At 70.7% G+C, this 15067-nt stretch carries 17 protein-coding genes; all 17 read left to right on the forward strand.

What is annotated here, in order from left to right:
- Window positions 1–193: 193 nt before the first annotated feature.
- Window positions 194–475, forward strand: a complete 282-nt coding sequence (locus tag D9V37_RS12680) for a flagellar FlbD family protein (RefSeq protein WP_121806483.1) — start codon at window positions 194–196, stop codon at window positions 473–475.
- Window positions 475–1236 (forward strand): flagellar motor protein, encoded by a 762-nt coding sequence (locus D9V37_RS12685; protein ID WP_121806484.1) that lies wholly within the window; start codon window positions 475–477, stop codon window positions 1234–1236. Before D9V37_RS12680 ends, D9V37_RS12685 begins: the two co-directional genes overlap by 1 nt.
- A gap of 1 nt (window position 1237) precedes the next feature.
- A complete protein-coding gene (locus D9V37_RS12690; protein WP_121806485.1) occupies window positions 1238–2137 on the forward strand; it encodes an OmpA/MotB family protein in 900 nt (299 codons plus the stop codon).
- Window positions 2134–2580, forward strand: a complete 447-nt coding sequence (locus D9V37_RS12695; RefSeq protein ID WP_121806486.1) for a flagellar basal body-associated FliL family protein — start codon at window positions 2134–2136, stop codon at window positions 2578–2580. The genes D9V37_RS12690 and D9V37_RS12695 overlap by 4 nt, the downstream gene beginning before the upstream one ends.
- A gap of 55 nt (window positions 2581–2635) precedes the next feature.
- Complete coding sequence (locus D9V37_RS12700; protein WP_232524886.1) at window positions 2636–3559, forward strand: flagellar motor switch protein FliM; 924 nt, start codon at window positions 2636–2638, stop codon at window positions 3557–3559.
- Window positions 3556–4359 carry a flagellar motor switch protein FliN gene (gene fliN, locus D9V37_RS12705; protein ID WP_121806487.1) on the forward strand — a complete coding sequence of 268 codons (804 nt, stop codon included), beginning with the start codon at window positions 3556–3558 and terminating at the stop codon, window positions 4357–4359. The genes D9V37_RS12700 and fliN overlap by 4 nt, the downstream gene beginning before the upstream one ends.
- A gap of 2 nt (window positions 4360–4361) precedes the next feature.
- The gene (locus D9V37_RS12710) at window positions 4362–4931 is read left to right on the forward strand and encodes a flagellar biosynthetic protein FliO (RefSeq protein ID WP_121806488.1); all 570 of its coding nucleotides are present in this window, start codon (window positions 4362–4364) and stop codon (window positions 4929–4931) included.
- Window positions 4928–5893: a flagellar type III secretion system pore protein FliP gene (fliP, locus tag D9V37_RS12715; RefSeq protein WP_121806489.1), complete on the forward strand. Its 966-nt coding sequence runs from the start codon at window positions 4928–4930 to the stop codon at window positions 5891–5893. Before D9V37_RS12710 ends, fliP begins: the two co-directional genes overlap by 4 nt.
- Window positions 5894–5895: 2 nt before the next feature.
- Window positions 5896–6165, forward strand: coding sequence for a flagellar biosynthesis protein FliQ (fliQ, locus tag D9V37_RS12720; protein ID WP_121806490.1), 270 nt, complete (start codon window positions 5896–5898; stop codon window positions 6163–6165).
- 30 nt (window positions 6166–6195) lie between these two features.
- Complete coding sequence (locus D9V37_RS12725) at window positions 6196–6966, forward strand: flagellar biosynthetic protein FliR (RefSeq protein ID WP_121806491.1); 771 nt, start codon at window positions 6196–6198, stop codon at window positions 6964–6966.
- Window positions 6966–8111 carry an EscU/YscU/HrcU family type III secretion system export apparatus switch protein gene (locus D9V37_RS12730; RefSeq protein ID WP_121806492.1) on the forward strand — a complete coding sequence of 382 codons (1146 nt, stop codon included), beginning with the start codon at window positions 6966–6968 and terminating at the stop codon, window positions 8109–8111. The genes D9V37_RS12725 and D9V37_RS12730 overlap by 1 nt, the downstream gene beginning before the upstream one ends.
- An 81-nt stretch (window positions 8112–8192) precedes the next feature.
- Window positions 8193–10235 (forward strand): flagellar biosynthesis protein FlhA, encoded by a 2043-nt coding sequence (gene flhA, locus D9V37_RS12735; protein WP_121806493.1) that lies wholly within the window; start codon window positions 8193–8195, stop codon window positions 10233–10235.
- 7 nt (window positions 10236–10242) lie between these two features.
- Window positions 10243–10560: a hypothetical protein gene (locus tag D9V37_RS12740; protein WP_121806494.1), complete on the forward strand. Its 318-nt coding sequence runs from the start codon at window positions 10243–10245 to the stop codon at window positions 10558–10560.
- 50 nt (window positions 10561–10610) lie between these two features.
- On the forward strand, window positions 10611–11240 hold the full coding sequence (locus tag D9V37_RS20485; RefSeq protein ID WP_121806495.1) for a response regulator transcription factor: 630 nt from the start codon (window positions 10611–10613) through the stop codon (window positions 11238–11240).
- Between the two features lie 157 nt (window positions 11241–11397).
- Window positions 11398–13743: a chemotaxis protein CheW gene (locus D9V37_RS12750; RefSeq protein WP_232524887.1), complete on the forward strand. Its 2346-nt coding sequence runs from the start codon at window positions 11398–11400 to the stop codon at window positions 13741–13743.
- Entirely contained in the window at window positions 13740–14159 is a 420-nt protein-coding gene (locus tag D9V37_RS12755) for a chemotaxis protein CheW (protein WP_121806497.1), read from the forward strand. The genes D9V37_RS12750 and D9V37_RS12755 overlap by 4 nt, the downstream gene beginning before the upstream one ends.
- A 31-nt stretch (window positions 14160–14190) precedes the next feature.
- Window positions 14191–15067: MCP four helix bundle domain-containing protein (locus tag D9V37_RS12760; RefSeq protein ID WP_147455937.1), on the forward strand; the 877-nt coding region annotated here is incomplete at its 3' end.

The following is a 15067-nucleotide window of genomic DNA, read 5'->3' on the forward strand; positions in this document are numbered from 1 at the left end:
TGAATGGCTACACGTCACGTATCGGTCAGCGCCCGCACAACCTGAGGACCCCGCGCGAGGACCTCGCAGCGGTCTGGTCCAGGCCGACCCGGTGGATCGGTGGTGCCGGTTCCCTCAGGTGGGCGACGGGTCCGCCGATGGATGTGGTGCGAGGGCCACGGACGGCCCGCTCGGAGCACTAGGAGGGTGCGTCGTGATTTCCCTGACCAGGATCGCCGGTCAGCCGTTTGTGCTGAACTGCGACCTCATCGAGCGTGTCGACAGCACGCCCGACACCGTGATCTCTCTCGTCGACGGCAAGAAGTACGTCGTCGCGGAGTCGCTGGACGATGTCGTGGCGGCCGTGCGGCTCTTCCGCAGCGAGGTCATCGCGCTCAGCAACCACCTGCGCCCCGAGTCGCTGCTGCCCGTCCCTGAGCCGCACGAGCACGCCCACCTGACGGCGGTCGCGCCCATCGTCTCCGAGGAGCGCTGATGGACGCCGCACCCGTCATCGGCATCGGAGCCGGCTTCGCCGTCATCATCGGCGCGAACGTCATGGAGGGTGGCAACCCCATGGCGCTGCTGGAGCCCGCGCCGCTGCTGCTCGTCTTCGGTACGACCATCCTGGTCGCGATCGCCGGCGGCACCATGGCCGACGCCAAGGGTGCCGTGGGCTCGGCCAAGCGTGCCTTCACCGGCGACGCCCCGTCCGCGGAGGATCTGGTGCCCCAGGTCGTCGAGCTGGCCGAGAAGGCCCGCCGCGACGGTCTGCTGGCGCTGGAGGACTCGGTGAAGAACGTCGACGACGACTTCCTCAAACGCGGGGTGACGATGGCCATCGACGGCACCGACCCCGAGGAGCTCCGCGAGATCCTCGAGTCCGAGGTCTACGCCAAGAAGGCCGCCGACAAGCAGGCGGCCAAGTTCTGGGCCGACGCCGGCGGCTACTCGCCGACCATCGGCATCATCGGCACCGTCATGGGCCTGGTGCACGTGCTGGAGAACCTGGCCCAGCCCACCGAGCTGGGCCACCTCATCGCCGGCGCCTTCGTGGCGACGCTGTGGGGCGTCACCTCGGCCAACGTGATCTTCCTGCCGCTGGGCAACCGCCTCAAGCGCCTCAGCGAGCTGGAGTGCTCGCGCATGGAGGTCGCGATCGAGGGCATCGCCGCCATCCAGGCCGGCTCCAACCCGCGGATCGTGGCGCAGAAGCTGCGCTCGTTGCTCCCGGGCCAGCAGGCGGAGGCGGCCTGACATGAGCAAGAAGCGCCACGAGGAGGAGGAGCACGAGAACCACGAGCGGTGGCTGGTCAGCTACGCGGACATGATGACCCTGCTCATGGTGCTGTTCATCGTCATGTTCGCCATGAGCCAGGTGGACCAGAAGAAGTTCAACATGCTCAAGGAGGGCCTCGCGGCCGGCTTCGGCCAGCCGACGTCGATCCTGCAGGGCGCCCAGTCGATCCTCGACGAGCCGGGCACCTCGAACATGGAGGCCGTGGGGGCGACGAACCTCGCCACCGACTCCAGCACCAGCAACTCCACCGCCGTGTCGGCGGAGGTCTCCAAGCAGGTCGAGCAGGTCGAGGCGCGTGCCGCCGGACGCCGTACGGCCTCCGCCGAGACCGAGGTGAAGCGGCTGAAGGGCATCGAGGCCGAGGTCACCAAGGCGCTCAAGGCCAAGGGCCTGCAAGACGACGTGCGGACGACGCTGACCGACCAGGGCCTGGTCATCAGCCTGGTCTCGCGGCACGTGGTCTTCGAGCCCAACATCGCGACGCTCTCGCCGCGCGGACGTGAGGTCGTCGACACCCTGGCGCCGGTCCTGGCCTCGCTCAAGGACCCGCTCTCGATCGACGGCAGCACCAACCAGGCCAAGGGCAAGCCCAAGTACTTCGCCAGCAACTGGGAGCTCTCGGCGGCTCGAGCCGTGGGCGTCCTGCGCTACCTGCACACGCTCGGCATCGCCAACGGGCGGATGTCGGCGACGGCGTACGGCGACGAGAAGCCGCTGGTCGACCCGACCAAGCCGGGCTCGCAGCGCATCAACAAGCGGGTCGACATCGTCGTCGACTCCACCCTCGACCCCGAGACCCGGGCCGCGATGGCCCAGGTGATCAAGGAACAGCAAGCCACCTCTGGAGAGACACCATGACCGTCACCGCCATGCCCGAGACCGCCGCCGGCGCCGCCGCCGGCGAGGAGGCACCGAAGAAGGGCAAGAAGAAGCTCATCCTCATCGTGCTCGTCCTGCTGCTCGTCGTGGGTGGGGCCGCCTACTGGTTCGTGCTGCGCCCCACCGGGCCCAGCAAGCCCCAGCCCGGCACGGTCTCGGCGCTCGACTCCATCCAGGTCAACCTGGCCGGCGACCACTACCTGCGGGTCGGCATCGCCCTGCAGCTGACCGCCGGCACCAAGGAGGCCGACGGCAGCAAGGCCCTGGACGCCACGATCAACGAGTTCAGCGGCCTGACGGTGGCCGAGGTCACAGACCCGGCCAAGCGCCGCGCGCTGAAGAAGGAGCTCGCCCACCGGTTGGAGGAGCTCTACGAGGGAGAGGTCATGGGGGTGTACTTCACCGAGTTCGTGACTCAGTGAGGATCTTCGTTCCGTTTTTCCTCAGGTAGGTCCCACGGCGGTCGATCAGACCGCCGTGAGCCTGACCGCGCCCTCCAGCCGCCCCGCCGCGGAGCGTGTGGTGACGCCGTACGACTTCCGTCGGCCGATCCAGCTCTCGCGCGAGCACGCGCGCATCCTGCAGGTGGCCTTCGACAGCTTCGCCCACCAGGCGATGACCGTCTTCACCTCGATGCTGCGCCGGGTGTGCCAGGTCAGCCTCGGCTCGATCGAGCAGCACACCTACGCCGAGTACGTGGAGTCGCTGGGCTCCACCAGCTACCTCACCGTCTTCTCCGCCGAGCCCATGGCCGGCCTGTGCGTCATCGAGATGCCGTTGGGCACCGCGATGGTGTGCGTGGACCACATGCTCGGCGGCCCGGGCGGCACGCAGCAGCCGCTGCGCCCGCTCACCGAAATCGAGAGCGTCGGCGTGACCGGCCTCGTCGACCGGCTGCTGACCCAGATGCGTGGGTCGCTCGACGGCGTCATCCCGATGGAGCCCGAGGTCCGCACGGTCGAGTACAGCCCCCAGTTCGCGCAGGCGGCCGGCGCCAACGACGTCGTCGTCGTGGTGACCCTCGACCTGGTCGTCGAGGAGGTCCGCAGCCGGCTCTCGGTCTGCCTGCCCTTCCACGGTCTGCTGCCGCACCTCGTCGCTGCCGCTGCCCCGGCCCCCGTCTCCGACCGCGAGCGCGCCATCCGCGGCCAGTCCGAGGCGCTGCTGCGGGCGCAGTTCGAGGAGGTGCCGGTCGAGGTGGCCGTGCGGTTCCGCCCCACCCACGTCACGCCCACCACGCTGAGCGACCTCGCCCCCGGTGACGTCATCCGCCTCAGCCACCCCGCCACCGCCCCGCTGGCCATCTCGGCCGACGACACGCCCTTCGCCCACGCCACCGCCGGGACCAAGGGTCTCCGGCTCGCCGCCCTGATCGTGGGCACTCCCGAGGAGGAACGATGACCGTCCAGGCCACCGAGACCGAGAGCGCGATGCTCGAGGTCGCCGCCCAGGTCGTGGCGGTGCTGCCCTCGGCCACCCCGCTGACCGCCGCCGGCGTGCAGTCCGGCTCGCCCGACGTGGCCGCCGCGTTCCAGGGCGCCGTCGTGGCCGGCCTCGTCGGCCGGCCGGGCCGGGTCGCGGTGCTGGTGGGGGAGGAGCTGACCGAGGCGCTGGCCGCCAGCCCCACGCCGGGCGTCACGCTCGCCGGAGCACTGCAGCCCGCGCTGGACGCCGCCGCCGCCGCCATCGGCGCCTCCTGCGAGGCCGCCGACGAGGTGGCCACCGACGCGGTGAGCGACGTGCTCGGCGACCACCTGGTGGTGCCGATGATCGGCACCGGCTTCGCCGCCGCCGCGGCCGTGTCGCTGGTGGCCCTCGAGCCCGCCGGTCAGTCCGGCGCGCAGGCCGAGGAGCCGGCCGCGGACCACGGCTCTGCGTCGGGTGACGCCGCCTCGATGCGCGAGCCCACCCCGACCCCCGCCGACGCCCCCCGGCGCCGGGTGACCGACGACGGTCCCTCCCGCGGCATCGAGCTGCTCCACGGCGTCGACATGGAGCTCACCGTCGAGCTGGGCCGCACCCGGATGGCCGTGCGCGACCTGCTCGCCCTCGCCCCCGGCGACGTCCTCGAGCTCGACCGCGCGGCCGGCAGCCCGGCCGACCTGCTGGTCAACGGCCGCCTCATCGCCCGCGGCGAGGTCGTCGTGGTGGACGAGGACTTCGGTCTGCGCATCACGCAGATCCTCGACGCGAACGGCTGAGGATGACCGAGCTCGCCATCCGCCTGGTCTTCTCCCTGGCGGTCGTCGTCGGCCTGCTGCTCTTGGTGGTGAAGGTCGGCAGCCGGCGGTTCACCGGTCGCCACGGCGCCGCCGTGCGCGTGCTGCACCGCCAGGCCCTGAGCCGGACCTCGTCGGTCTCGATCGTCGAGATCGGGTCGCGGGTCCTGGTGCTGGGCACCACCGAGCACCAGATCAACGTCCTCACCGAGCTCGCCCCCGGCGAGCTGGGTGAGCTGAGCGAGCACGACCAGCACGACGACCGGCACGCGGACCAGGACGGGGAGGCCGAGGTGATCGAGATGGACACGCTGGCCAGCATCCGTCCGGCCGCCGAGCCGGCCGCTTCCGAGCCGGCTCCCCGGCCGGCGACGGTGGCCGGCAAGCGGCGTCGCGAGATGCCGGCGGTCGGCCCCGAGGAGGTCGCCCGTCAGCAGCCGGTTCAGCAGCCGGTTCAGCAGCCCGGGGAGTCGCAGGGCGCCCTGGCGGGCTCGATCCTCTCCCCGCAGACCTGGCGCCAGGCGCTCGCCGCCGCGCAGAGGCGAGCCTCATGACCCACGTCCGCCGGGCGGCGACCCTCGTGGCGCTGCTCTTCTCGGGACTCGTGATCGGCTTCGGCCTCTTCGCGGGTGCGGCCAGCGCGGCCAGTGCGACCAGCGCGACCAGCTCCGTGTCGGCCGGCGCGGCCGCGGGCGTCGGTGCGCCGTCGCTGGTGCGCGCGCCCAGCGACCCGGTGGGTCCTACGGGTCCGACCGCCCCCTCGGGCAGCAGCGGCTCGACCAGCAGCACCGACAGCACCGACAGCACGGGCACCAGCAGCGCTGACTCGACCGACAGCAGCGACGCCAACTCCGTCGACGTCAACCTCAAGGGCATCACCGGCAAGCCCAGCACCGGGGTCTCGGTCATCGTCGCGATGACGCTGCTGTCGCTGCTGCCGGCGATCGTGCTGACCTGCACCAGCTTCACCAAGATCCTGGTGGTGCTGGGCCTGACCCGCAACGCGCTGGGCCTGCAGCAGACGCCGCCGAACCAGGTGCTCGCCGGGTTGGCGCTGTTCTTGAGCCTGTTCATCATGGCCCCGGTGCTGCACGGCATCAACGAGAAGGGCGTGCAGCCCTACCTGGACGGCACCAAGACCTCGGCGCAGGCCTGGCACGACGGCTCGGAGCCGCTGAAGAAGTTCATGCTCCACAACACCCAGGACGACCAGATCGAGCTGCTGAGCAACGTCGCCAAGCGCCCCGTGCCGAAGGACCGCGAGGACGTCTCGATGGCCACGCTGGTGCCGGCCTTCGTGCTCAGCGAGCTCAAGCAGGCCTTCATCATCGGGTTCATCATCTTCATACCGTTCCTGGTCATCGACCTCGTGGTGAGCGGTGCGTTGATGGCGCTGGGCATGATGATGATGCCGCCGGTGATGGTGTCGCTGCCGTTCAAGCTGTTGCTGTTCGTGATGGTGGACGGCTGGGCCCTCATCATCAAGGCCCTGGTGGCCAGTTACGGCGGCGGCTAGCGATGGACGACGTCACCCTCATCGAGATCGCGCGGCAGACCATGATGGTCGCGCTGCAGCTGTCGGCGCCGATCCTGGTCACCTCGCTAGTCATCGGCTTCACGATCTCGCTGTTCCAGTCGATGACCCAGATCCAGGAGTTCACCCTGGCCTTCGTGCCCAAGGTGATCGGGGTCGGCATCGCGTTGCTGGTCAGCGGCAACTGGATGCTCCACACGATGATCACGTTCACCACCGACCTGTTCGAGCGCATCCCCTCGCTGATCCGGTGACCCAGAGATGACCCCTGAGGTGACGTTGCGATGACGCTCGCGCTTCCCGCGGACGCGCTGATGGGCTACCTGCTGGCCTCGGTGCGGATCGTCTCGTGGCTGGTGGTCGTGCCGCCGTTCTCCTCCAAGGCGGTGCCGAACACGGCCAAGGTCGTGCTCTCGCTGGGCCTGGCCTTCGCCGCCGCTCCGGCGCTGAAGAGCCACATCGCGCTGCCCGCGACGACCCCGGCCCTCATCATGGAGACGCTGCTGCAGGTGGCCATCGGGGTCTCCATGGGTCTGGTGACGTTCCTGCTCTTCTCCGCCATCGCCGCGGCGGGCAGCCTCATCGACGTCTTCGGCGGGTTCTCGCTGGCCCAGGGCTTCGACCCGCTCGGCCTCAACAGCAGCACGGTCTTCGGCACGTTCCACCAGATGATCGGGATGGTGCTGCTCTTCGTCACCAACGCCCACCTGATCGTGATCGGCGGGCTGCTGAGCACCTTCCGCTTCCTGCCGGTGGGCGCCTCACCCGACCTGGGCAACGGCACGACCGTGGCCGTCACGGCGTTCCGCGTGTTCTTCGTGACCGCGGTGCAGATCGCGCTGCCGATGATCGCCGTGCTGTTCCTCGCCGACCTCGGCCTGGCGCTGCTGACGAAGGTGGCGCCGCAGCTGAACGCCATCAACGTCATGTTCCCGGCGAAGATCGGGCTGACGCTGCTGCTGGTGGGCATGTCGTTCCCGGTGCTGCCCGAGGCCATGGAGAAGCTCACTGACCTCGCCACGCAGGCGATGTCGGTGATGTCGGGGGCGGGCTGATGACGGGGGAGAAGACCGAGAAGCCCACCGCCAAGAAGCGCAAGGAGAGCCGCAAGGAGGGCCAGGTACCCCGCACCCAGGAGCTGGGCGGCTGGGCGACGGTGCTGCTGGTCGGGATGGTCCTCCCGACGCTGATGAAGCACGAGCTCGCGGCGTTGTGGTCGCTGCTGCAGCGCTCGCTGCGTGCGGCGGATCACCCCTCGGTCCCGGTCGCGCTGCAGATCCTCAACCTGGGTGCGCGCCACGTCTTCGTCGTGCTCGTGGGACTGGGCAGCGCGGTGATGCTGATCGGCGTCGCGTCGGCCCTGGCCCAGGGCGGCTTCTTCCTGGCCACCAAATCGGTCAAGCCCTCGCTGAGCAAGCTCAACCTGCTCAAGGGCGCCAAGCGCGTCTTCGGCCCGCACGCGGCCTGGGAGGGCGCGAAGATGCTGATCAAGAGCGCGATGGTGGGCTTCGTCGTGTGGGGTGCGATCCGTGGCCTGATGCCGCTGGTCGGCGGCACGCTGCCGATCGCGGCGACCATCCAGCAGCTCGCTCACAGCGCGTTCGGCGTCATGCGCTCGGTGGCGGTCGTCGGCCTCGCGCTGGCCGCCGGCGACTACGCGATGCAGCGCCGCCGGGTCGGCAAGCAGACCCGGATGTCGAAGGAGGAGGTCAAGCAGGAGCACAAGCAGAGCGAGGGCGACCCGCTCCTCAAGGGCGCCATCCGCTCCCGGCAGCTGGCCGCCAGCCGCAACCGCATGATCGCCGACATCGCCGACGCCGACGTCGTGCTGGTCAACCCGACCCACGTGGCCGTCGCACTGCGCTACGACCCGGCGAAGGGCGCGCCTCGGGTGGTGGCCCGCGGGGCCGGTGCCATCGCGGCCCGGATCCGCGAGCGGGCCGCGGAGGAGCGGGTGCCGCTGGTGCGCGACGTGCCCCTCGCGCGTGCCCTGTACTCCTCGACCACGGTCGGCCAGGCCATCCCCGCCGAGCTGTTCGCTGCCGTCGCGGCCGTGCTGGCGTTCGTCATCAGCCGGCGCACCGCCGGCCACCGCGGCGGCGAGCACCGCTCGCCGCGGCCCGAGCACGAGCTGCCCGACGTGCTGCCCGCCGGAAGACGCCGCCGAAACGTCTCAGGTCCGGTCCTCGCCGGTCGATAGGAGGGGTATCGCCAGGAGGGCGAACCCCGTGCCAGGACGGCGCAGCGCACCAGCTCGTCGTCTCGGTCCGAAAGGCTCTCCGTGCCCCTCAAGCGCGTCAACCAGCTCGCCGTCCCGGTCGGCGTCGTGTTCATCGTCGTCATGCTGGTCGTGCCGCTGCCGGCCTTCCTGCTGGACCTGCTCATCGCGCTCAACATCACCGGGGCGCTGCTGATCCTGCTCACCGCGATGTTCGTGCGGCGGCCGCTGGACTTCGCCGCGTTCCCCGCCGTGCTGCTGGTGATGACGCTGTTCCGCCTCGCGCTCAACGTCAGCGCCACCCGGCTGGTGCTGCTCGACGGCTTCGCCGGCCACGTGATCGACACCTTCGGCCACTTCGTGGTCGGCGGCTCGCTGGTGGTCGGCCTCATCGTCTTCGCGATCTTGCTGGTCATCCAGTTCGTCGTCATCACCAACGGTGCGGGCCGCGTGGCCGAGGTCGGCGCCCGGTTCACCCTCGACGCGATGCCCGGCAAGCAGATGGCCATCGACGCCGACCTTAACTCCGGCCTGATCGATGAGGACGAGGCCCGCAAGCGCCGCCGCGAAGTGCACGCCGAGGCCGACTTCTACGGCGCGATGGACGGTGCGTCGAAGTTCGTCAAGGGCGACGCGATCGCCGCCATCGTCATCACCCTGGTCAACCTGGTCGGCGGCTTCGCGGTGGGCATGGCCCAGAAGGGGCTCTCGCTCAGCGACGCCATCTCGACCTACAGCCTGCTCTCCGTGGGAGACGGCCTGGTCTCCCAGATCCCCGCCCTGCTGCTCTCTGTCGCGACCGGCCTGGTCGTCACCCGCAGCACCGGCGAGGACGACATGGGCAGCGACATCATGCGGCAGATCACCGCGCAGCGGATGCCGCTGCGGGTGGCCGGGTTCGCCGGGCTGCTGCTGTGCGTGATCCCGGGCCTGCCCAAGCTGCCGTTCATCCTCGCCGGCGGATTGATGCTGCTGGCCTCCACCCGGGTCGACGACGGCGAGAAGGCCGCCGAGCCCGAGGCCGCCGCCGAGCTGCGGCCACGGGAGGAGACGCCGGAGGACCTGGTGCACGAGATCCAGGTCGACCCGCTGGCCCTCGACCTCTCGCCCGACATCGTCGACCTGGTCGACACCGCCAGCGGCGGGGACCTGCTCAGCCGGGTGAAGGCGCTGCGCCGCAAGATCGCCGGCGAGATCGGCATCCTCATCCCGCCGCTGCGCACCCGCGACAACCTGGACCTGCCGAGCCAGACGTACGCGGTCAAGCTCTTCGGCGTCGAGGTCGCACGTGGCGAGGCGCCCCGCGGCCAGGTGCTGGCCATCGGGGACTTCCTCGGCTCACTGCCCGGCACCCCGACCCGCGAGCCGGTCTTCGGGCTCGACGCCAAGTGGATCGCCCAGGAGCTGCGCAGCCAGGCCGAGATCAGCGGTGCCACCGTCGTGGACCGCTCCTCGGTCATCACCACGCACCTGGCCGAGATCGTCGGCCAGCACGCCGCACGGCTGCTGGGCCGCGAGGACGTGCGGCTGCTCACCGACGTGGTCAAGAAGACTCACCCCGTCGTGGTCGAGGAGCTCACGCCCACGCAGCTCAGCCTGGGTGAGATCCAACGGGTGCTGCAGGCGCTGCTCGACGAGGGCGTGTCCATCCGCGACCTGGTCCGGATCTTCGAGTCGCTCTCGCTGCGCGCCCAGACCTCCAAGGACGTCGACATCCTGGTCGAGGCCGCCCGCGCGGCGCTGGGCCCGGCCATCGTCGCGCGGCACATGAGCGACGGCGCGGTGAGCGTCATCAGCCTGGAGCCGATCTTGGAGCACCAGCTGCTCGAGGCCCAGCGTCCCACCGACGGCGGCGCCATCTTGGCCCTCGACCCCGAGACGGCGCAGCAGGTGCTCAGCCGCCTCGACGGGCTGGTCCGCGACGCCCAGGAGAGCAACGTGCACCCGGTGCTGGTGTGCGCTCCGCAGATCCGAGCCTCGGTGCGCCGCTTCCTGCGGCCGACCATGCCCGACCTGCCGGTGCTCTCCTACACCGAGCTCATCGGCGGCGGTCAGGTCCGCTCGGTCGGTGTCGTGACCCCCGAACCGCTCGCGCTGGCCAGGTGAGTAGGCCGTGAACGGAACCGCGTCGCTGGCCCTGCCGGCCAGCCTGGTGCTCTCCTCGCCGGTGCTGTGGATGCTGCACGACGGCACCATGACGGCCGGCGACGCGCTGCGCCGGTGGGCGATCTGCCTGGCGGTGTGCTGGGTCGCCATCGGCCTGGTGCGCACGCTGGTGGTGCCCGCGTCCGCCGGGCCCGCGTCTGCTCCGCTGGCGCTCTCGGCCCCGGCCGGCGATGCCGGGAGTGCGCCGCAACCGCTCAGGGCCACCGGCGAGGCGACCGGAGAGGCCACCGGCACGAACACCACGGGTGCTAGGGACGATTCGTGACGGCTGCCCCGGTACGCGAGCTTGGACCGCCTCGGGATACAAATGTACCTATGGGCGGTCCCCGCGATCGTCGGGTCGTCATCCTCGACAGCCACGACATCTTCCGCATGGGGCTGCGCCAGGCCCTAGAGGAGCACCACCGCATCGAGGTGGTGGGCGAGGCCGCGGAACCGGCCGGTGCCTTCGAGCAGGTCATGCAGACCCGCCCCGACGCGGTCATCGTCGGCGTCCGCGAGCACGAGCGGTCCACCATCGACGCGCTGGCCTGGCTCCTCGCGCGCCGGCCCACGAACGTCTTGGTGCTCAGCCGCGCCGCCCGGGCCGAGGAGATGGAGGCGGCGCAGCTGGTCGGGGCCAAGGGCTACTTGAGCAAGGACCTCCAGGTCGCCCAGCTCCACGAGGTGATCGAGCAGATCGCCGAGGGCGAGGCCGTCTTCGGCGACAGCGCCGGCCACCTGGTCGACGACGAGCCTGAGCCGCCGGGCGTCAGCGACCTGACCAGCCAGGAGCGACGTGTGCTCGAGCTGGTCGGCCGGGGCCACAGCAACGGCGAGATCGCCCGCGAGCTGTTCATCGCCGAGAAGACCGTGCGCAACCACGTCACCCGCATCCTGGCCAAGCTCGGCGTCAAGCGTCGTACACAGGCCGTGCTCATCGCCGCGCAGCTGCGCTCCTCCTGACGCCGGCGTCGGCTCCACCGCAACCTTCGCCGCCGCCTACGCCGCCCCGCCTGGGCCGCCAGCTGGTACGTACAATTACGGAGTTCGGCTCAACTCGGGCGTCTCAAAGCCGACTTCCTCTTCGACATCAAGCCCATTGTCGAAGAAGGAGCAGCAGGTGGACGAGATCGTCCAGGAGTTCCTCGTGGAGAGCCACGAGAACCTCGACCAGCTCGACCGCGACCTCGTCGAGCTCGAGCAGCGCCCGGGTGAGCGCGACCTGCTCGCCAGCATCTTCCGCACGATCCACACGATCAAGGGCACCTCGGGCTTCTTGGCCTTCGGGCGTCTGGAGTCGGTGACCCACGTCGGGGAGAACCTGCTGGCGCGATTGCGCGACGGCCACATGGTGATGACCCCGCGCACCACCGACGTCCTGCTCCGCATGGTCGACGTCGTCCGTGCACTGCTGGCCGCCATCGAGATCGACGGCACCGAGGGCACCGTGGTGGTCGACGACGTCGTCGTGGCCATCACCGCGGTGCTCGAGGGCACCGACGAAGCCGCCCCGGCCGAGCCGGAGGCCGAACCGGTCGCTGAGCCCGTCGCCGAGGTGGCCGAGCCCGTCGCCGAGGTGGCCGAGCCCGTGACCGAGCCTGTGACCGAGCCCGTGACCGAGCCCGTCGCGGAGCCCGTCGCGGAGCCCGTCGCGGAGGTCGCCGCACCGGCACCCGTCCCGGCTCCCACTCCTGCGCCCGCTCCCGCAGCGGCCCCGGTGGCCGAGCACGAGCCGGAGGAGACCACCGTGCGTCGCTCGGTGGCCGACGCCTCCATCCGCGTCGACGTCGACCTGCTCGACACCTTGATGCGACTGGTCGGCGAGCTGGTGCTCACCCGCAACCAGATCGTCCGCCAGACCACGGCCGACCTGGTCGAGCCCGACCTCGTGCGCGCCTCGCAGCGCCTCAACCTGATCGCCACGGAGCTGCAGGAGGGCGTCATGAAGACGCGCATGCAGCCCATCGACCACCTCTGGTCCAAGCTGCCCCGCGTCGTGCGCGACCTCGGTGCCCAGTGCGGCAAGCAGGTCGACCTGGCCATGGTCGGCCGCGAGACCGAGCTGGACCGCTCGCTGCTGGAGTCGGTCAAGGACCCGCTGACCCACCTGGTGCGCAACGCCGTCGACCACGGTCTGGAGACGCCCGAGGCGCGGGTGGCGGCGGGCAAGCCTGCCACCGGCACCCTGACGTTGCGCGCCTACCACGAGTCCGGCCAGGTCGTCGTGGAGGTCTGCGACGACGGCGCCGGCATCGATCCCGCCAAGATCGCCGCCAAGGCGGTCGAGAAGGGCCTGCGCACCGCCGACCAGGTGGCCGCGATGCCCGCGGGCGACCTGCTGCAGCTCATCTTCGCCCCCGGGTTCTCCACCGCCGCGGCGGTGACCAACGTGTCGGGCCGCGGCGTCGGCATGGACGTGGTCAAGACCAACATCGAGAGCATCGGCGGCACCATCGAGGTCGAGTCCGGGCTCGGCGTCGGCACCACCTGCCGGCTGCGGATCCCGCTGACGCTGGCCATCGTGCCCGCCCTGACCGTGGAGTGCGCCGGCGACCGCTACGCCATCCCGCAGGTCAGCCTGCTCGAGCTCGTCGCCCTCGACGCCGACCGCGCGAAGACCGCGCTGGAGGAGGTCAACGGTGCGCCGGTCTACCGGCTGCGCGGTGCCCTGCTGCCGCTGGTGCGGCTGGCCGAGGTGCTCGACGTGACCTCCGACCGGGAGGACGGCCACGTCCTGATCGCCGTGCTGCACGCCGACGGCAAGCGCTTCGGGCTGGTCATCGACCGGGTGCTCTCCACCGAGGAGATCGTCGTCAAGCCGCTGGGCAGCCGCCTGAAGGCGTTGGGCAGCTACTCCGGCGCCACGATCCTGGGCGACGGCCGCGTGGCCCTGATCCTCGACGTGCAGGCCCTGGCCCGTCGCGTCCTGTCCGCCGACACCCTCGAGCGTGCCGCGGCCGTCGAGGAGCACGCCAGCACGGCGACCGAGCAGACGCGCATGGTCATCGCCGGCATCGGCGGGGGCCGCCGGGTCGGCATCCCGATGTCGTCGGTGACCCGGCTCGAGCACATCCCCGCCAGCACCGTCGAGCGCGTCGGCCACCGCGAGGTGGTCCAGTACCGCGGCCAGATCCTGCCGTTGCTGCGCCTCGACCAGCACCTCGGCAGCATTGCCGAGCGAGACAGCGAGGACCTCGTGGTCATCGTCTACTCGGCCCACGACCGCAGCGTCGCGATCGTCGTGGACGAGATCGTCGACATCGTCGAGGACGAGACGCAGGTCAGCAGCGACATCGACGACATCGGCCTGCTCGGCTCGGCGGTGATCCGAGACCGGATCGTCGAGGTGCTCGACGTCCGCTCGGCGATCCTCGCCGGCGACCCGCACTTCTTCGACGTCGACCCGACGGCCGACCCGGCCGTGGCGACCCTCTCTGCCCCGACTGCGCTCCAGGAGGCCTTGTGAGCACCCGGCTGGTGACCTTCACCCTCGACGACCGTTGCTACGGCGTCGACGTCGACACCGTCCAGGAGGTGCTGCGCGGGCTGCCGACCACCCGTATCCCGCTGGCGCCCCACACGCTGGCCGGCCTCATCAACCTGCGAGGTCAGGTGCTGGTCGCGATCGACCTGCGCGAGCAGCTCGGCCTGGAGCAGCGGTCGACCGACGTCGACCCGATGCTCGTCGTGCTGCGGATGGCGGGGGAGTCCATGGCCCTGCTCGTCGACAGCATCGGCGCCGTCGTCGACGTCGACAACGACCAGTTCGAGCCGCCGCCCGACACCCTGACCGGACCCTCCCGCGCCCTGGTGCGCGGGGCCTACAAGCTTCCCGACCGACTCCTGCTCGCGCTGGACGTCGACCGGGCAGTCGCCGCTTAGACCGGCACCCACCCACCCAAAGGAAACCACCATGTTGAAGAACTTCAGATGGACCGTGGGCCGCCGGATCGCGGTCATCGTCACCATCGCCGCCGTCATCACCTTGGCTGTCGGCGTCGTCGCGCTCAGCGCCCAGGCCAGTCAGGCCGCGAAGTCCGACCGCGTGCGCAAGCACCTGGCCGCGGTCTCGATCGCCCACGAGCTCGACACCCGCTCCAGCGAGCTGAAGGTCGACGCGCTCAAGGCGGCGGCCGGCGACAACCCGGCGCAGTACAAGAACGACGTCGCCGACGACACCGCCACCGCGACCGCCCTGCTCTCCAAGCTGCGCGCCACCGTGCCCGACGCCACCGACAAGGCCGACGTGACCAAGCTGAAGGGCGTGTTCGCGACCTACGAGACAACCATCAACGGCTACATCGACACCGCCGTCGCCGACCCGACGTCAGCGCGCTCGAACGTCGCGGCGGTCCAGAAGGCCAACGACGCCGTCGATGAGGCCCTGGACCGGGAGTTCGCCTCCCTGCAGGCCGATGCCGACCGCGCCAGCAAGCAGCTCGACGCGCTCCAGTCGAGCAGCAGGACCACGGTGGTGCTGGCCATCCTCGTGGGTCTCGCGCTGCTCGGAGGCATCTCGTTCCTGATCTCGCGCAGCCTGGTCCGGCCGCTGCGCCAGGCCATCGACGCGGTCGAGCGTCTCGCCGACGGCGACCTCTCGCTGCGGCTGACCGAGACCGCCAGCGGCTGCACGGGCGACCTGCAGAAGGCCTACAACCGTGCTGCGAACCAGATCCACGAGGTCGTCTCCAGCGTGACGGGCTCCGCCGACGCGGTCGCGGCCGCTGCGGAAGAGCTGTCCGCGAACTCCCAGCAGATCGCGGCCGGTGCGGAGGAGACCTCGGTACAGG

The organism is Nocardioides mangrovicus (assembly GCF_003674065.1).
GTDB classification, from domain to species: domain Bacteria; phylum Actinomycetota; class Actinomycetes; order Propionibacteriales; family Nocardioidaceae; genus Marmoricola; species Marmoricola mangrovicus.